13 protein-coding genes are annotated in these 17,840 nt (G+C 54.6%); 10 read left to right on the top strand and 3 right to left on the bottom strand.

Annotated elements, in window-relative coordinates:
- Nucleotides 1–14: 14 nt before the first annotated feature.
- Nucleotides 15–1,763: a RyR domain-containing protein gene (locus tag AC1DJO_RS24985; protein WP_477973482.1), complete on the bottom strand. Its 1,749-nt coding sequence runs from the start codon at nucleotides 1,761–1,763 to the stop codon at nucleotides 15–17.
- 526 nt (nucleotides 1,764–2,289) lie between these two features.
- Between AC1DJO_RS24985 and AC1DJO_RS24990 the strand changes: the two genes are divergently transcribed.
- Together AC1DJO_RS24990 and AC1DJO_RS24995 are read left to right on the top strand one after the other, a co-directional pair.
- A complete protein-coding gene (locus AC1DJO_RS24990) occupies nucleotides 2,290–2,727 on the top strand; it encodes a MarR family winged helix-turn-helix transcriptional regulator (RefSeq protein WP_477973439.1) in 438 nt (145 codons plus the stop codon).
- Between the two features lie 146 nt (nucleotides 2,728–2,873).
- Nucleotides 2,874–3,857 (top strand): nitrilase-related carbon-nitrogen hydrolase, encoded by a 984-nt coding sequence (locus tag AC1DJO_RS24995; RefSeq protein ID WP_477973441.1) that lies wholly within the window; start codon nucleotides 2,874–2,876, stop codon nucleotides 3,855–3,857.
- Between the two features lie 129 nt (nucleotides 3,858–3,986).
- Here AC1DJO_RS24995 and AC1DJO_RS25000 read toward each other — a convergent pair whose 3' ends face one another.
- The gene (locus AC1DJO_RS25000; RefSeq protein ID WP_477973443.1) at nucleotides 3,987–5,720 is read right to left on the bottom strand and encodes a M15 family metallopeptidase; all 1,734 of its coding nucleotides are present in this window, start codon (nucleotides 5,718–5,720) and stop codon (nucleotides 3,987–3,989) included.
- A 1,001-nt stretch (nucleotides 5,721–6,721) separates the two neighbouring features.
- Here AC1DJO_RS25000 and AC1DJO_RS25005 point away from each other — a divergent pair.
- The 3 genes from AC1DJO_RS25005 to AC1DJO_RS25015 all read left to right on the top strand — a co-directional run bounded on the left by AC1DJO_RS25005 (nucleotide 6,722) and on the right by AC1DJO_RS25015 (nucleotide 10,440).
- Nucleotides 6,722–7,777 (top strand): peptidoglycan-binding protein, encoded by a 1,056-nt coding sequence (locus AC1DJO_RS25005; RefSeq protein ID WP_477973445.1) that lies wholly within the window; start codon nucleotides 6,722–6,724, stop codon nucleotides 7,775–7,777.
- 164 nt (nucleotides 7,778–7,941) lie between these two features.
- Nucleotides 7,942–8,889, top strand: coding sequence for a hypothetical protein (locus AC1DJO_RS25010; RefSeq protein WP_477973447.1), 948 nt, complete (start codon nucleotides 7,942–7,944; stop codon nucleotides 8,887–8,889).
- A gap of 75 nt (nucleotides 8,890–8,964) precedes the next feature.
- The gene (locus AC1DJO_RS25015; protein ID WP_477973449.1) at nucleotides 8,965–10,440 is read left to right on the top strand and encodes an esterase/lipase family protein; all 1,476 of its coding nucleotides are present in this window, start codon (nucleotides 8,965–8,967) and stop codon (nucleotides 10,438–10,440) included.
- A gap of 28 nt (nucleotides 10,441–10,468) precedes the next feature.
- Here the strand turns inward: AC1DJO_RS25015 and AC1DJO_RS25020 are convergent, their stop codons facing one another.
- Nucleotides 10,469–12,634: a hypothetical protein gene (locus tag AC1DJO_RS25020; protein WP_477973451.1), complete on the bottom strand. Its 2,166-nt coding sequence runs from the start codon at nucleotides 12,632–12,634 to the stop codon at nucleotides 10,469–10,471.
- Nucleotides 12,635–12,948: 314 nt separating this feature from the next.
- On the opposite strand from AC1DJO_RS25020, the gene AC1DJO_RS25025 reads away from it, so the two are divergent.
- The 5 genes from AC1DJO_RS25025 to nthB all read left to right on the top strand — a co-directional run bounded on the left by AC1DJO_RS25025 (nucleotide 12,949) and on the right by nthB (nucleotide 17,713).
- Nucleotides 12,949–13,500, top strand: coding sequence for a DUF1353 domain-containing protein (locus AC1DJO_RS25025; protein ID WP_477973453.1), 552 nt, complete (start codon nucleotides 12,949–12,951; stop codon nucleotides 13,498–13,500).
- A gap of 17 nt (nucleotides 13,501–13,517) precedes the next feature.
- Nucleotides 13,518–15,212, top strand: coding sequence for a caspase family protein (locus tag AC1DJO_RS25030; RefSeq protein WP_477973455.1), 1,695 nt, complete (start codon nucleotides 13,518–13,520; stop codon nucleotides 15,210–15,212).
- 267 nt (nucleotides 15,213–15,479) lie between these two features.
- Nucleotides 15,480–16,451 (top strand): CobW family GTP-binding protein, encoded by a 972-nt coding sequence (locus AC1DJO_RS25035; protein ID WP_477973457.1) that lies wholly within the window; start codon nucleotides 15,480–15,482, stop codon nucleotides 16,449–16,451.
- 25 nt (nucleotides 16,452–16,476) lie between these two features.
- A complete protein-coding gene (locus AC1DJO_RS25040) occupies nucleotides 16,477–16,977 on the top strand; it encodes a DUF1097 domain-containing protein (RefSeq protein WP_477973459.1) in 501 nt (166 codons plus the stop codon).
- 22 nt (nucleotides 16,978–16,999) lie between these two features.
- Nucleotides 17,000–17,713: a nitrile hydratase subunit beta gene (gene nthB / locus AC1DJO_RS25045; RefSeq protein ID WP_477973461.1), complete on the top strand. Its 714-nt coding sequence runs from the start codon at nucleotides 17,000–17,002 to the stop codon at nucleotides 17,711–17,713.
- Nucleotides 17,714–17,840 lie beyond the last annotated feature (127 nt).

Here is a 17,840-nt window from a genome sequence, read left to right on the forward strand (position 1 = left end):
TGCCTTCCCTCGAACTATGTCGTCGCTTCGACGCCTGCTGCGACCCTTATCATCTCGCGGTCAAGGTCCTTACTTGTCGCAGTAAGCATTGCATAATCCACGAGGTCTGGGTGAGTCATCCGCCAGTCGTCCCGTTGATCCGAATACCTCCAGCCGTCCAACTCCCGGTCAATGCGCCATGACATGTGTTCCAGACGCGCCAATTCCTCAAGACGCTCAGAGTTTGTGATAGCTGCGCTTAATGCTGCCGAGTCTTGCGCCGTTCGCCATCCCTCAAAGCCAATTGAAAGAAGCTTTACGGGCAAATGGTCAGCGCCTCGCCGATTTGCTTGTCGAAACGTTTCCTGAAGATTCTGCCAAGGCTCTAATGAGCCGTCTATATTCAACAACGGCTCGGTTTTGCGCCTCGTAAGATAAGCCTGATGCAACGCCTTCGCGACCCGCTCGCGTCGTCCATCAAGCGAGTCTAGATTACAGATATCTTCGAAGCACCCGAACGGTTCAATTACCTCCGCTGCAATCGACGTGTCTCGAAGCCCGTACTGTGAGCCCGGCGTGGATAGGAGACCTTCCGTTTTGGAGCGTGTGAGCAGCGCTTCGAGGCTACTTCGTGACGTCATCCTCACATACACGGGAGCAGTGTATCGCCCGGTTGCCCGCATAGCGGATTTCAACGCCAGTCCGATTTTCACGTTCTCGACTGTATCTGTTGCAGCAACAATAAAAGCGGTTGGCAGACTGTCCCGACCGATTCCCGCGACCAGAACCTCATCGTAACATACCGAAGCGGCGTCGCCTTCGTGAATGCGTATGTCCGCGGCCCATGCAAGCGGCGCCTTGTCATCTGTGATTGAAGTTCGAGGGTCCAACGCGAATTTTAGGTTAGGGCATCTCTCAAGCATCCGACTGATAGCCATCTCGCGATCGGAAACAATGATATCAATCTGCGGACGACCGAGACCGGTGCATGGTGAGATCCTTAGAAATTGCATCACTACCTCCCGCGATGCATCTGACAACCCCACCATAATTAGGTGAACACGTTCCTGCCCAGCAGACAGGGCAAGATCCGAGAATGGCGTTCTCTCCAGGAGACTACGCGCTGTGAGAATTGCTACGTTGAAGACCAAAAGTTCGTCGCCGTTTTGGGGACGAGCGATATCCGGATCACGTGCGCACCGTTCAGCAAGCGTGGGATCGTCAATGGTTACAACGACTTTGCCGGCCTTTTTGGCGCTTGAGCGTGATAGCCCGACCGAACGGACCAGCGCGAGATTGCGCTCGTCGGAACCGGCACCGATTAAGATGAGCTCGGCGTTCGCAACGTTTGCGGGTTTGATGCTCCCGTCTATTCCGAGATCCGACTGAAAGAAAAAAGTGCGCCGAAGATTACTTGCCAGCCTTGCCTTGTCGGGGTCGCTGTCAACGACAATGATCGGCCTTTGATTTGGATTTGTCTGGGAACCCATCAAGAACTTAGCGTTACGTGTACCAAAACCAAGCACGACAACGTGGCCACGATAGAACGAAGCTAAGAAAGCGGTGACATCCTGTCTGAACACTGTTGCGATCAGTTTGAATACTGCTGTCATAGCGAGCAGCGATCCAATGAGGCGAGCCGATAGGAGGAGCCAGTTTTCTCGAAGGCCGCTCTCCGGGAGCCCAAGGGAGAACAGCTTGAGCGTTTTGATGAACGCGTAAACTACCAGCCGGACATAGTCGCCGAAATCATGGGGCGACGGCAGCAGCTTAGCATCTGTCACCAAGTTCCCACACACTCCCGCTAGCAGCACGAACGCTGCGGCGATCCCGAGGCCCTTACCAGAAGCAACCGATGCAAAGTTCCTAAATGGGGTCTTCACTGGCGACATTTCTCATCGGTTACTCGCTGGCAGAAATTTTCTCTGTTCTAGGGCACGACTGGGGATCTTTACAAGTCGCTGATAGGCTAAACGCCATGTCGTTTCGAAGTATCCCGCGGTAGGTCCGCGAATAGCGGCCGCAGCGCTGTCGCCTCGTTGTTGCAAAAATATTTCGGCCGCCGCCAGGGTCTGCAACCTCGCTGCAACTATAGTGTTTTGGTCGCGTCGATTCCTGTCTGATGCCTAATTTTTGAGCACGAACTTGGGCGCGATCGTTTGGTCTTGCTGCGGTCCTCCAGATTCCGCTATCTGATCGGGATGTATCGCTAGCAAAAGATCGACCCGGTACCAAAAATCCACCCACACCACCAACGGGATTGACATCATATTGCATGTACAACATATGAGCGGAGACTGGAGATTTGATATGGCCAAAGATTTGCTTATCGAGATGGCGGAGGACTGCGTCCTCACTCGTACGCGCGTCATATCCCGTGCGTTGTCGAGCATCTACGATGAAGAGTACCGTGCGCTGGGGATGACTTCCTGGCAGCTGACACTGCTGCTGTTGGTTCATCGACTGGACCGCCCGAGCCGGGCGGAAATTGGCCGCTACAATAATCAAGATCGCTCTACGCTCACTAGAAATCTCGCTCTGCTGATCGACAAGGGATGGATCGCGGAAGTCGAAAACCCGGCAGGCGGCCGCGCCCGCCCTCTTACTTTGACACCAGCAGGGGAAACGTTGGCGAGAAGTGCAGGAGCGGCATTCAAAAGAGCGCAAGCTCGCGCTCGTAAGCTTCTGGGAGATGAGGGCGTCAAAGTCTCCATGGACATTTCCACGAGCCTGATGGACAAGGCATAATTTTTATCCTGTATGTTGTATCTACAACATCGAATTCCAGCGCGTTCCTCCGCGCAGGAGAGCAGCAGCGGTCGCCGCTGCGAACACCGCCCCCTTCTGGGCTTAACGAGAATGACCGCTGGGTCGAAAAACAAGGACGATATCAGATGACAATTGTTAGGGCCGCCGCCGTGCAGATCGCCCCGGTACTTTACAGCCGAGAAGCGACCGTCGAGAAGGTCGTGAAGAAAATCGCCGAACTAGGCGAAAAAGGAGTGCAGTTCGCTGTCTTTCCCGAGACCGTGATCCCTTACTACCCCTACTTCTCGTTCCTTCAATCTCCGTTCGAGATGGGCGCGGAACATTACAAGCTGCTGGACCAAGCGGTGACGGTGCCCTCGGAAACGACGGCGGCAATCGGCGAGGCAGCACGCAAAGCTAAGCTCGTGGTTTCGATCGGCGTGAATGAGCGTGACGGAGAGACGATTTACAACACGCAGCTTCTCTTCGACGCAGACGGTACACTGGTACAGCGCCGCCGCAAGCTTACACCGACTTACCATGAAAAAATGATCTGGGGTGTCGGTGATGCGTCCGGCTTGCGTGCTGTCGACACCGCGGTTGGTCGCGTAGGGCAGCTCGCGTGCTGGGAGCACTATAATCCGCTTGCTCGCTACGCGCTGATGGCAGACGGCGAGCAAATCCATGCGGCGATGTACCCGGGTTCCTTCGCAGGCCCTCTTTTCGCCGAGCAGATGTCGGTCAGTATCCGGCAACACGCGCTCGAGGCAGGTTGCTTCGTGGTAAACGCGACCGCGTGGCTCTACCCTGAGCAGCAGCAGCAAATCCTGGCTGATACCAAGACCACAGATCTCGGTCCGATTTCCAGCGGATGCCTGACGGCGATTGTCTCCCCCGAAGGAGAATACATGGGCGGAGAGCCCCTTCTTTCTGGTGAGGGAGAGGTCATCGCAGATCTTGATTTCTGGCAGATCTCCAAGCGCAAGCGACAGATGGATTCTAGAGGCCACTACAGCCGTCCGGACGTGCTGAGCCTGATGATTGATCGGACCCCGCATTCTCACGTCCATGAGCGCGTCGCGAACCCGGCCATTGCCGAGTACCAGAAGGCAACAACAGAGCAGCTCTAGATCACCTCCGCTCCGACACCGATTATGTCTCCCCGCTGCTCTTGGCGGGGAGCGTTGCATTGGTCTAGGTAGCATACCTACGTGCTCCGCTAGCTCGGCGGGACCAGTCGCTCGCGACGAAAGATAAAATTAGGTCGGGCTCGGCGACTTCAGGAATGAGGTTTGGCTCCCCGATAGAGGCGACCGAAACTCGTATAGCTGAAAGTGTCCGTTATCGGGACGAGAGTAGCGGCCTCCCCAGACAAATCCGTTATCCTCGAAGATCTTCACCATCTGCATGAACTGCGGGGAGAATATCTTTCCCTTGGCTAATGAGGCACGGTCACAGTTTATATCAAATGCCAACCCGAGAGCATGTGCAGACAATATTTTAGTCGTCATCAATGTGCGTGGCACGAAACTTCCACACCATTGCTCGATCGTGGGAAGTAGGCCCGCTGCTTCGACCTCGTCAAATGCCTTCCGGAGTTGCGCTGTTCCCTTTCGATGGAACAAAACTGTAACTCCCGCTGGCTTAGCTAGCTCCGCAAGCTGAGGGATTTCTACGGGGACAATGTTTTCCTTGTCCCAATCGCCGGCGTAGACAACCTGTCTCTCGGCATTCGTCGTAAATTCCACATTCGCCGCTACGCCTTGTTTGAGCGCCGAAGATTTCAGAAGCCGTTGTGCTTCCGCTAGTTCTCCTGCATCGAACGCCTTCTCGGCTGGCTTTAGTACCTCCTGTGTATCCGGTGTGTCCTGCTTCCTGGCCATGTCCAGTTGCTTTTGGACGTCGTTAAAGTCTTTCGCGAGTTTGATGACATTGTCGTAGAGCTGGTTGGGCGAAGTGGAGAGTGGCAGGCCATGTTTCCGCACGAACTCCGCGAACGGTTCTTCTCCGATCTTTAGGTTTTGGAGGTCAGCAATGATCCGATCCGACGTTTGCTTGGCCTCTTCGGAGCTCGCGCCGGCCCTTTCTGCAGCGCTCAAAAGGCTGTCTTGGAAGGCATCGTCATAGATGCCCGTTAGGCCTCTGAAAGCGACATATCCAACAAATAGCAAAAGCACGGCACGAAAGAGAACATGGAGTATCACCGGCTTAGATCGCGGCCTGACCGGAGGCAGGACAACCGGATCATCGGTCGGAGCGGTCGGTGAAGCTACGCGATCAGTGAACGCACCAACGACGTCCGAAGACACGGAATATCGTTGGTCCTCACGGTCGGTCGGCTTGCAGATCTGAAAGTGATCATAGGGTGATGGGATGAGACTTGCGCCAGGAATGCCAGGATCATGATCGGAACGCTGGACAATTGTCCCATACAGTGTCGATCGTGTCTCGTAGATAACAACCGTCCGGACGTCTGTGTCTCGTACCCAGTTCCGGTATTCCTCATTCAGCCTCCCTGTCTGCTGGCTTCCCCTAGCAAGGTAGCTCATGGTCGCGGTCGGCCATACGAGCCAACGGAGCCAGCCTGCAAGGTTTGCAAACATCGAACCACCGTGAGGGGTGCCATAGAAGATAACTGCCCTCACTGAATCCAAGACTGGCTTGGTAACTTCCTTTTCCATGACCAAGCCGGCAGCCATCGTAACGAGCGCTTGCTTGACTATTAGTCCACCAAGGCTATGGCAGATAAACACCAACGGCTTACCGTCGCCTGCCTCTCGCACAAGGAGCCGGGCCAATTCTTTGCCCGCTTCCTCAAGCGACCAAGAGTTACCCCTCCAACCACTCGCACCGGCGTCGTATCCGAGCGTGTATGCGGCAATCCCGTTGAAATCGCGCATAAGCCAAACGAACCATGGGTTCGCGCAAACCTTGGCTTTCCATGTCAAATAGGGGTGCCCATCGAGCCCATGAACGAACACGACGCGGACCAAGGAAGTTTCCGACGATGGCCCCGGGACGTGGATCAACTCCATGCAACGCCCCCCCTGCCCGGCGCCGGATTTGGAGACAGCATCCCTTCGCGATCTGCGACCGTCAAGCCCTTCCGTCCGAGCGAGCCCAACGAGTTTGCCTCGCGCACTTAGGAACGGCCATTCCCGTGACCACTCCTGAAACCTGTTCAGACAACAGAACTATAGAAAGTGTAGCTCCATACTTGGCCTAAACCGACACATGACTTCCTCGGTTGCTGGCCGCGAGATCACCTGTGACCCCCAAAGTGCCGCTTGATACATCCCACCGATACCGTTCTTTAACTCTCAGGCAATTCTCTCGCTAAAGTTAAAATTGCGCCCAGGTCGACCTCTCACAGAATGATCATTGTTCTCTGTCAATAAAAATAAAGGCCCATCCAATTCCACCTTACTGATTTTGTTTAGTAATTGGGATATCTCGTGGTGTTATCTCCTCTCTTCAAGCCTCCTCCCGCCTCGAAATCAGTAATCTTTTAGTTGATTTTTGTCCGCCGGTAATCTTGCTTTGCGGTACGATCTATATCAGTATTATCTCCTATTAATACCAACCTATGTCCACAATTCACGCCGCGCGAAGAGCTCATACTCTTTCTAGGGAAGGAATGCGCATGCTTGGAAGAGACATACTAACTAAAGCCAAGGAACACCTTGGGGAACGATATATACTTGGTGCCAGAGCGCCTCTGCAGAATGGAAACTGGCGCGGACCTTGGGATTGCGCTGAATATTGCTCCTGGCTCTCTTACCAGACATACGGGATAGTATTCGGCTGCGGAACCAGCAATGTATCGAAGGGCGACCCATACTCCGGCTATTGGGCATCGGAGGCAGCTGCGAGCGATCGGCGTATTTCGGCCGAGGTAGCAGCGAGAACGCCGGGCGCGTTTCTCATAAGAAAGCCAGTGACCTCGCCGGTCCAGCGAATAGGCCATGTAGCAATCGCAATCGGCGATGGGCGAGTGTACGAGGCCGCGGGGGCGAAGCTCGGCGTTCGCATAGGACCAATCGAAGGTCGTCGCTGGGACCTTGGGGTGCTCTTGCCAGGGATTGATTACACCTCGACACGCCCCGACGAAATTTCCGATGAACCTAGACGCTCCAGCTCAATGCTCATTTTGCGCGTGCAAGATGATCCGGTGTTCGACGACCACGTTGTCGAACTTCAGATTGCCCTCAAAGATAGAGGGTTCGATCCTGGGAACGTTGACGGCCTATTCGGCAACGCCACCGAGGCGGCGGTATTCTCGTTCCAACTTGCAGAGGGACTTCTTCCCGACGGAGAAGTTGGCCCAGAAACGGGCGGATCCTTGGGCCTGCCGTATTGGGACGATGCGCCACTGACTTTGGGAGGTGGGGCAGCCGCAGGTAACGATGACAACGGCAACAACCCACTACTAACGATGCCCTCCGACGAATTCGGCGCGATCGTGCGCACCGATACCGGCTTCGGCGCGTTGAAGGGTGAATATGAAAGGCTCTTCGCCACTTGCTTGGTTCAAGATAAGCGAGGAGAGATCGGCGAACTCGCTCGACGAATTAGAAACAGTCGGTCTCGTTACGAGAACTTCGTTTCCAACTTTAACCGTATGCCTTGGTACTTCGTGGCTCTTGTCCATTCGATGGAGGCCTCGGGTGATGTAGGCACTTTCAAAACACACCTGCATAACGGTGACCCTCTCACGAGACCGACGGTCCACGTACCACGAGGTCGCCCCACGTCTAATGGCTCCAACTTTTCCTGGGAAGAAAGCGCGAAGGACGCCCTTACCTACCAAGGATACGCTGACGAAAGCGATTGGAGCCTAAGCCGTATTCTCTACCTTCTGGAAAAATTCAACGGCATGGGTCCTCGGCGAAAGGCCCACGCAACGGCATACCTCTGGTCTTACTCTAATCAATACAAGAAGGGAAAGTACGTCGCGGACAATGTGTGGGACGACAATGCTGTATCAAGGCAGCCGGGCGCAGCCTCGATCCTCAAACAACTTGTCTCCGATGGGACCGTCACACTGTGAGAACATGGCGGGCACTCACCACAGCAGCGATCACAGGCATTCTCCTGATTGCGCTCGATAAAGCGGCTTGTGCCGCTGAGCAAACTGTGCCCGCCAGGTCTCTCTGGCCGCTTCCGGTGGCCGTTATCGTCTCCGCTGCCGGGATGATTGGCGTCCACTATGCGATGAAACAGAAGGTGAATGCTACCTTCGGCGCGAGCGAGGTTAAGATCAATGCAGCTTCTTACCGCATCGCTGCAGTAACAGCACTTTTTGCATTATTTGGTATCGCCGTGGGCTTTGTCGCGGCATTTGGTTCGTCAGATGGAAGCAACGCAGACGTGCTAAGACTGCTAGGAATGAACCTTCTCGCAGCCTCGTCGGCCGGATCAGTAGGGGCACTAGCCGGCTTCATATTTGGGATACCAAGAACTCTTGACCCAGCTGCTAGAGCCGCTGTAGCGGGCGCTGCCTCAAATGGCGGGACAGCTGATAAGACCAACGCAATTCTGGCGTCGAACACCAATCTTGAGCGGATCTCAGATTGGCTGACCACTCTGCTGGTGGGAGCAACTCTCGTCCAAATGGGCTCTATAATTCCTGGGATCAAATCGTTCGCCGCGTATCTCACGACCGATGCGGGGAAGGCCCAAGGTCCAATCGTCCTCCTCCTGCTCTACTTCTTCACGCTGGGCTTCTTGGGCATATACCTGATCACCCGCCTGTACTTGACGAGTGCTCTTACCCAAACCCTTGGAAGCCTCGGCGTTGGCGCCGGACTGACGAACATTGACGCTCTTAAAGCCGCATTGACTAATGGTAGTTCCGTGTCTGACGACGCAGTTCCCGGGTACTTTGCCTTGATGAAGAGTTGGCCCCTCTCAGCGGAAGAAACCAAAGATGCCGAACTAAACTACCTACAGTCATTGTTGTTGTATCGGTACTTAACGGTTTCGAAAGCCGGCGACCAGAGCGACACTGTCAACCTACTTCGAGTTTCGGCGGCACGTTCTATCGTAGACCCAGTTCAACGCGTCAGACTAAAAACTTTCCTCGAAGCGGAGGTAGGGAAGACTGGAAGCCAGTCAGTTGCCGGCGACATTCTAAACTCGCTGTTTAGGGGGGAGCCTTGAGTACCCTGGGCCTGGTCTTGTTGACCTCCACTGCTAAGTTCAGAGAGAAACAGGTTTCGCACCAGGACGAATGAGATGGGTTTCTTCACATCGATCATCGGCTTCGCGAAGCGTGAACAACAGCCAACCAAGTTAGTGGAATTCTACAATTGCGGTGCCGACGCTCGATTGAACGTCATCTTTATCCACGGCCTTGGCGGTGAATTTGATCGAACATGGATGCTTCAGTCGGACACTTCGCCGTGGATCAAATGGGTGATCGAAGCTTTTCCGAAGGTCCGCATCTACTCTCTTTCCTACCGAATTGCTGTCACGCGCGGAGGCGCAATGCCAATCGGTGCGCGTGCAATCAATGTGCTGGCGACTATAGCATCAGTAATCGACACCAAGAGCCCCACCATATTGATCTGCCATAGTTATGGAGGGCTGCTCGCGAAGCGGATGTTGCAGACCAGCCTGGATCTTGCCGAAGAGTACGCACCGTTCGCCAGTTCTGTTGCTGGAATTGTTTTCATGGGCACTCCGCATTCCGGAGCCTCACTCGCAACCTATGTTTCGGCGATAAAACTCATTGCGCCTAGCACTGCAGTCGCCGAACTCAAAAACAACCAACCAGAGCTGCTGCAGCTAAACAATTGGTTCAGGAATCGATTTGATCGATTGAAGCTGAGTGTCCTCGTGTTCTATGAGACGATGCTGACCAATGGCGTTCTCGTCGTCGACGAGGCGTCGTCAAACCCCGGCATAGCCGGCGTGAATCCCATTCCTATAGATTCCGATCACGTCGATTTACCAAAACCGGCAACCAAGGACGTCCGCGTCAGTCGAGTCCAAGCCTTTATAAGAGAAGTGGCAGGCGTTCCGTTAACAGTGAACAAGCTTTCGCCAATGCAGCAGGTGATTGCGGCGTCGGACGGACAACTAGTGCTGTTACGGGCGAGGCTGGAAGCGGACCTTATTGAACGACCACACGATCACGAAATTCGACAAGCACTGGCCTATATTGGCGGGATGGTGCATACCGAGCCTCGCGTTGTCCGCAGCGCTGCTCCACAAGTTCATCGCGTTTTACCATACAGACGAATGGCGGCGATAGCGTCAGTGATTGTTGCAGCGTGCGCCATACCCGCTTTCCTGCTGACCCAAGGAAACTACGGAACGCCGAGACCTCTGGACGTGCCGTTCGCTAGAGGACTACCAGTTCCGCCCGAGATCATTGGCCGAGACGGCGAGGGTTACAAATCGGGCCAGATGCGCCAGATAGAAGTTTCGTTGCTTCACAATATACCGCCCCCCGATAGCTATCTGGCGCGGTGGAATTGGAGCGGATCTGGGGGCACGCAGGGCGGGATGCAGACAGCCGTTTTCGAGTTTGAGGGCGTGGATGGCGTCGTTGTTCAGGTGCTGAAATTTCCAATACAGCGTGACCACTGCTACTATGGTGCAGGTACTCCACAGTCTTTCACTGGGAAACTGTATGTTCCAGCAGCTGAGATCAAAGGCCTGAAAATATCGATCACAGAGGTTATAGGCCCGCAAGGAGCCTGCTAACGAGCAGGGTAGCAGCAGTCTGCTCGCTTCACTGCAGCTCAGCTGAGGAAGATAGCAGCGCTGTCAATCGATCGAAGTCCATATCATTTCGCTCCTCGCAACTGCCCGAGGCTTTGTGCGTGCGGTTGTCCAACAATTCATCGACGATGCGCTTCGCATTGGGAGACAGTGCCCAATTCATCGGAACGTCGAGCGAGCAGAGATCCATTGTGAGCACAAGCGGCTCGATGTTGGCCCTGGTTGGTGGGTCAAGATAGAGCAACGTCTTCAACTTTTCCCCATGCGCACCGCGACTTCTGAATAGGCCCTGCAATGGACCAAATAGATCCGGCACGACTGTCGCGAGGCCGGGTCCTCCCGGACAACCGGATTTCACCGTTTGGCCCCGGCAGGCGACGGGTGTAGATCCCGGCATTATATTGGCGCGTGTTGAGGGCGCAAAGGGCGGGTTCACCCCGTCATTAGATAATAGCAAAAAAATGGGCTCGACATTATCGTTTGCTGCGATGCCGTTCACGCCGAACATCCGCCGTGCAAGGCCGCGAACCGTTTCGACGCCTGCCGCATCAAAGTACCCGCCATCAACGATGTGTACAGCTTTGGTCTTTTGCGGCAACGCCGGGTTTCGTATTGTCCCGCTCGAGCTGACAATCGGAAACCGTGCTCCGTTTAGAATTGCGGTCGAAAGGCGGACATCGCGTTGAGCGACATCGTGAAAGTCCCAGGCGTCAATCGCATCTCCAAAGTCGATGTTGCTTGTGAGTATGGGTCGACCATCTTCTTCAAGCGCCCCGCCGATAAGCCAGGCAGGAAGCCAGCTCCCCGAGGGACCGCCTTTCCAAAGGCTGAGAAAATCGTGTTGTAGCTGCTCATTGTCATCGCAAGGAGTGACGTCGCACCTGCTTCGCCAACCAGCTTCCCATCCCTTCTCCAGTGCTGCGGACCTGTCCGGGAAAACAGCGACTGGTAGAAACCGTTGTAGGAAATCTGGAAACATCCCGCCCGCGAGAGCGGGGCTGAGATAATCTCTACCTACAAACTCGGAAACGACTTGGGGCAAGTTGGCCTTGCCTGCTTCAATCGCCTCATGGGTCTTACTGTCCCTTATCGAAGCGAGAAATCCACCAACACCGAGACTGCCGCCTGAGATGGAGCTGACGGCAAAGACGTGCTTTGAGAACTCGCCATTCGACGATGCTTCAAGGCGCGACATGACGGCTGCGGTCCAATACCCCGCTCGTGATGCACCGCCCTCGCTGGCCACAAAGATCATAGGTATCTGCCGATGGCCGTCATCGGATGGGAATTGACCTCTCCATGACTGATACGCCTGCTCAAGCGTCGGTCGGGCTTTTATCGCCGCAGTCTGGTCCGCCTGCAATGATGGCGAATGGCGGACTTCGTGGTTATCTACCCACAAACTCGTAACAACGATCAAGACGAATAGCGCCTCGACCACGCGAACATGAAAAGTGTTTCCCAACAACGACAGCGTTGCAAGGACAGGGATCAGAAGTGCGCACGCCGTCAATACTACCGCACCGGGCCCGAAGTAGACGGAAAACGTAACGGGATCGAGGGTGACAACGATCATTGCTATAGCGGCGTAGCCAATGCCGCCCCAGAAAATGAGCGGTTTAATATTGCGCAAAGAGCGATCGATCACAGCGGCCGCTCTCGTCTTTCCTTGAGAAGCGAGCTTGTCAGACGTAGAGCGCATCCGACGAACTGCGGCTTTTCGTGTCCAGAGGAAAATGAGGAATAGCAATCCAAGGACCAACAATATCCATGCCGGCCACGCACCTGGTGTTTGGACACGCCAAAGGGCAATAAATAAGAGACCGAAGGGTATCAATCCAAGCAGCCGGGGAACCCAAGTGAGATACACATGCCCTAGCCAGTTGCCTGCGTAATCGGTGTATCTGTCCGCTATAGTACGCCCCCAAAACCACCCTTGAAAGCCCAGTGCTACAACGGAGAGGCAAAGCCAAAACACTTTAAAGCTGAAGCCTGAACTATGATCGCGATTGACGTCGGTCACCGTTCGAAGAAGATCCTGCCCCTGAGGAACGTATGCAAGAATATATCCCGAAGCGGTCACAAGAATGAGGATTAGGACAAACCCTCGAGTCCTGTGGAGGAGTTCGGCGGCCACCTGAAGCTTAGGGAAGTAAACCTCGGCATGCTTTCGCATTCCAATTCCTCCAAAAATGCATTCTGAGGAATGCGGCTGAAAACCGCATCCGCAAAGTAACGACAGCGTCTTCAATTAGTCCGAACTCGGTCGGTATTTACCTGCAGGCCCGTTGTTACAAAAAGCTTTGGCTTACGACGCGTGACCGGCACGAAAGTAGCTAGTCGCCTTATTTTCTTGAGCTTGAATAGACATTACACATACTTTCACAAGCGAGTAGAGTCGGCAAGCTAGGTTGATTAAAAGTTTGACAAAAACCACGCTTAGTTGTACCGATATCGAAAATGTCGATTGCGCTCCGAGGGGAAAGCGAGATGACATATCCAGACGATTCAAAAACTTCGCCAGCCGCGAAATCTGAGTTCTTTCGTACGTCATTGGACCCGACGAAAGATTTTGTAGATCAACCACCTCCGCTCGTTCCGTTTGCGGACTGGGATTACTATTATCTGACGTGCAATTTGGACTGGCGACAGTCGAAAAACACCGCGGCATTGCCACAGGCTGTCAGCGTCCCCAAGGGTTTTGTCACGGACTTGGCGAGTATTCCTCGTATCTTTTGGACCATTTTGCCCCGTCAAGCCGAATACTCGTACCCCGCCATCTTGCACGACTATCTTTATTGGGAACAGACCTGCACCAAGGCCCAAGCTGACGATGTCCTGGAAGCGGCGATGGAAGATATGAGTGTGGGCGCTATCAATTCCAGCGCGATTTTGTTTGCGGTCCGCTCGTTTGGTCATGGCGCCTGGGAAGGCAATGCTGAGAGGAAAGCGGCGGGCGAAAGGCGGCTTTTGAAAAAATTTCCACCGGACATGAAGGCTACGTGGCCTTGGTGGAAGGAGCAACCAAACGTTCTAGCCTGAATTCAGGGGGGCGGATTATGGCTGGCAGAACGCAGGCGCTAGTGATTGGCAATGGGGCTTATCCTGACCCGATGCACTTGGAGAGCCCGGCACATGATGCGCGGAGCGTCGCATCAAGGTTCACAGAACTCGGGATCGAATGCGAGGTTGCGATCGACGCAACTTTCGAGCGGGCCGAGATCGCAGTTCGAACTTTTCTTGAGCGTGTTGCGGATCCTGCGACGAGAGCCTCGATCCTCTATTATTCCGGCCATGGCATCCAGATTAACGACACAAACTATATCATACCAATTGACTTCAAATCCGCGCAGGCTGGAAAAGCTAGCTTGATAAGCGTGCAGTCAATCCTGGAGAAAATGACAAATGAGACGGCCATCCGGATCGTCTTCATGGATGCCTGCCGGAGCAACGCGGACGCACAACAATTCGCCCTTGGGAAGGGAATTGGTCGCGAAATCGGGAAGGAATTCACGATCGCGGGGAACGCTGTCTCGGCTCCTGGACTGGCTGGAATAAAAACCAAGAGTAATACGTTTATCGCCTTCGCGGCAGCCCCAGGCGACGTGGCGTACGCAGGTTCAGGCACAGGAGAGCTAAGCCCGTTCACATCATCGCTCGTCAAATACCTCGATGTCGTCGACCTGCCGATTTCAAATATGATGAGCCGGGTGCGGCAGGAGGTCCTCAAAAACACCAACGAGCGGCAAGAGACCTGGGATCAGTCATCCTTGATGGCACCGTTCTATTTTAATCCAGGCAACTTACTGCTTTTCGCCGGCAACTTCATGGCACTGCTTGGTTTGCTGGTGGCGACCACGATCTATTCGATGTTCCTGGCAGAATGCTGGGACTGCGCCCCCGGCTACTACTTATACGCTGCATCTGCTTTGCCCGCGGTTAGCCTGGCCATCCTTCTGTTTGGCGTGCAGAGTGTGTACTCGAGGCTCAGAGGGCGATTAGCGGGAGGTAAGACGAATAGGCCATTCGTCACGCGATTGATTTCTACAGCCGTTCAAAAAGGTTTGCTCGGTGGAATCCTGGGGTCCTTGGTTGCTGCACCGGTCTTGAGTGCACTCTACTACTATGGCTGGCCATTTCCACCGATCTCACTTGGCCAACTATCCCTGGAGATCACCTACGGCACTGCCTTTGCCGCCTGTCCATTAGGGATACTTTCATTTCTGTTTGCTGGCCTGGCGCGGCATTGGACGACCAGGGCCAATTTGAGCAACCATGATGTGGCTAAGCCTAGCTTATGGGCGTTCTTAGGCGGCTGCATGGGCGGTGCAGTTGCGGGCGCTCTGACCGCACCCTTCCTGACATCTTTCTTCGGCCTGATGCACAATCGTCCACCGATGACACCGGAACTTCTACTCCCAGGAAGCATATTTGGTGCTGCCTTCCTCGTTGTCGCAATCGTGAACTTCGACTTCGAGCGACTTAGCAGACGCCGAGTTTGGACAAGCATTGCAAGCGCCTTGCTAGCGCTTTGCGTCGGGCTCTTGGTAACCGTGATCGTCTTCACACCGCTCTACGCGTTGGGCGTAGTCACAGCAGTCCAGTCCTATCTCGAGGAGCATTCGGAGGATCCCATCAGCCTGATGAAGGGCGGGCTGATTTACGGGCTACCCGTCGGATTTGTCCTGGGTTCAGTAATAGCCACCGCGATACTTTTGACCGAGTGGCTCTCAAAGAAAAATCTTATCGACTAGACTGCCGCGCTGCTGCTTAAGACTGCCTAGCACACCGCAAGGCTGGCGAGTCGCTCAATTTCTATACATGCCTATTTTTTGATCTCACTTTGGCGCTTCGTGACATTCATTTGGCCGAAAACGCAGCGCCGCCGATATTGTCCAGCCAGCATGTATCGAGTGTAATCCTTCTCAACGCCGCATTGTCGGCGATCCAGACACAGCTGTCGACGACGGATGCTCGGCTAACGCGCCGAGCAAACGCACGTCGCTACTCCAAGGTTACCGATGCCAAAGCTCAAAACAACGATCCTCACCGGCTTTCTTGGCGCAGGAAAGACCACGCTCCTCAACAACCTTCTAACCTCGCGTCCAGACGAGCGAATTGCCGTGATTGTCAACGAGTACGGAGAGGTCGGCATTGACGGCCAACTGGTTGTCGAAACGAAAGATGAAATCGTAGAGCTCAACAACGGCTGCATTTGCTGCACAGTCCGCGACGACCTGATCGTTGCGATCAAGCGCCTTCTCGACTCCGGCCGGCACATCGACCGATTCATCATCGAGACGTCAGGCCTTGCCGATCCAGCTCCGGTGATTCAATCTTTTGTTCTCGACGACGTCATTTCTGAGAGGCTCGAACTCGATGCGATCGTTACTGTAGTAGACGCCAGACACGTTGATCTCCAGCTGGCTCACGACGAAGCCAATGAGCAGATCTGCTTCGCCGACTTGATCTTACTCAACAAGATCGACTTGGTCACACCGCAACAGCTCAATATGGTCGAACGCAAGCTGCGGCAGTTGAACCCGCTTTGCCAGATCGTGCGCACGCGAAACTGTGACATCCCTGCTGTCGAAGTGATCGACCGAGCCGCATTCGATCTCAAAAACATCCTGGCTATTGATCCGAACATCCTCGGCGAACATGAGCACGAGCACGACAGCTCGATCGGCTGCATCGCCGTCAGAGAAACCACTCCGCTGGATCCAGCCGCCTTCAACGCTTGGCTCAATCGACTGGTGCAGGATCACGGTGAAGACTTGCTTCGAATGAAAGGCGTTATCGGCTTCGCAGGCGAGGCCAGGCGATATGTGTTCCACGGCGTGCACATGACCCTGGAGGGTCGACCCGGGAAGCCATGGGCTAGCACGGTGCCTTTTAGCGACATCGTCTTCATAGGTCGCAACCTCGACCGCATGGGATTGAAGGCAGGCATTGTTTCCTGCCTCGCAAATTCGCCAGCCCTGGCGTCTTAGAGACAACAACAAAGGAGATGTGAACATGCCCCCGCTTATTGCAGCCATGGTCAGCCTTGGCGTCCTTGGAGCCATCGATACCTACTTGACGGCGACAGTAATTCCCGTGCCGGTCTGGGTTACCTTCATCGCTTGGGCATCGTTCTTCGCCTGCGGTGGTGGACAGGGCGGACTGATCAAGTCCGTAGTCTCCAACTTTACAGGCATTATCATTGCGTCGATTACGTTGCTGATAATCCAGTTCAGCCCGGAGCATCCGATTTTCGCCGCCATTCTTGTAGGCGCGGGCACCTCGGCAATGATCCTTGTCTCTGCCATTCCGATCCTCAATTTCCCGCCAGCGATCGTGTTCGGGTTTGCCTCCCTTGTAGGCACCACAGCCGCAACGGATACGTCGGTCACCACCGCGGGCTTTAGCCAGCCGACACTCGTGGCGATGGCCGCGATGCTGCTGGGCGGGCTGTTCGGTTACGTCTCCGAACTCGGCACCAACATGCTGGCCTCTAAGAAGTCAGCCACCGCATAAACTTTCAACAAGGGGAACATCAATGAAACTGCAACACTACTTGGGTGGCCTGCAGGGGCTTGGCCCGATCAGCACCGAAACTCGCGTCTTCGTCGAAGAATGGGAGAAGCGGATCTTCGGCATTCACACCGCCATGATGGCTTTGTCGACGCAGCTGCCGCTGCAAGCAACACCATCTTCGTTCAACACAATCTGGACATGGGCCGACCTCCGCAAAGGTGCCGAAAGCCTCAATCCGTTCGACTACTTCAAGTACCGGTACTACGAGAAGTGGCTAGGAGGCATATCTGGCTATTTTATCGAAAACGGCTATGTCACCGAGGCCGAACTCGACGAGCTGACCGAGCAATACTACCGCGATCCAGGCAAACCGCTGCCCTCGTTGGAAACGAGGCAGATCGACGAGCGCGTCGTCCAGTATCTGGTCGATGGCGACAGCCCCAAGCGCGATGTAGCTGCAACATTCGACTTTAAGGTCGGCGATTTGGTCGCCGTCAAAGACGTCCAAACTGTCGAACACACGCGACTCCCCGGATTCCTGCGCGACCGACAGGGTGTTGTCGAGACGGTCTATGACGGGGTCTACACCTACCTCTGTGACACGGGATCGGACGGCGTCGGCCCCGCAATGCCGGTTTATTGCGTTCGGTTTGAACCGAACGATCTTTGGCCCAACAACGCGGAGCAGAACTTCGCGATCTACGCCGACCTCTATGCCAGTGTTGATTTGCGCTGAGAGTTGACCCGGGATTTGCACTGAGAAGTGACCCGCCTTTTAGGTATCGTTCGTGTCGGTCTTGATGGTCAAGCTCTTGCGTTTCTCCTTTGCTGTTTTGGGCTCATGTGCGGAACTGTTTTTGAAG

Source organism: Rhizobium sp. 05N430 (assembly GCF_056396985.1).

Coding starts and splice junctions, on each gene's coding strand:
- AC1DJO_RS24990 (WP_477973439.1), top strand. CDS start 2,290: ATGGCCAAAGATTTGCTTATCGAGATGGCGGAGGACTGCGTCCTCACT.
- AC1DJO_RS24995 (WP_477973441.1), top strand. CDS start 2,874: ATGACAATTGTTAGGGCCGCCGCCGTGCAGATCGCCCCGGTACTTTAC.
- AC1DJO_RS25010 (WP_477973447.1), top strand. CDS start 7,942: ATGAAACAGAAGGTGAATGCTACCTTCGGCGCGAGCGAGGTTAAGATC.
- AC1DJO_RS25015 (WP_477973449.1), top strand. CDS start 8,965: ATGGGTTTCTTCACATCGATCATCGGCTTCGCGAAGCGTGAACAACAG.
- AC1DJO_RS25020 (WP_477973451.1), bottom strand. CDS start 12,634: ATGCGAAAGCATGCCGAGGTTTACTTCCCTAAGCTTCAGGTGGCCGCC.
- AC1DJO_RS25025 (WP_477973453.1), top strand. CDS start 12,949: ATGACATATCCAGACGATTCAAAAACTTCGCCAGCCGCGAAATCTGAG.
- AC1DJO_RS25030 (WP_477973455.1), top strand. CDS start 13,518: ATGGCTGGCAGAACGCAGGCGCTAGTGATTGGCAATGGGGCTTATCCT.
- AC1DJO_RS25035 (WP_477973457.1), top strand. CDS start 15,480: ATGCCAAAGCTCAAAACAACGATCCTCACCGGCTTTCTTGGCGCAGGA.
- AC1DJO_RS25040 (WP_477973459.1), top strand. CDS start 16,477: ATGCCCCCGCTTATTGCAGCCATGGTCAGCCTTGGCGTCCTTGGAGCC.
- nthB (WP_477973461.1), top strand. CDS start 17,000: ATGAAACTGCAACACTACTTGGGTGGCCTGCAGGGGCTTGGCCCGATC.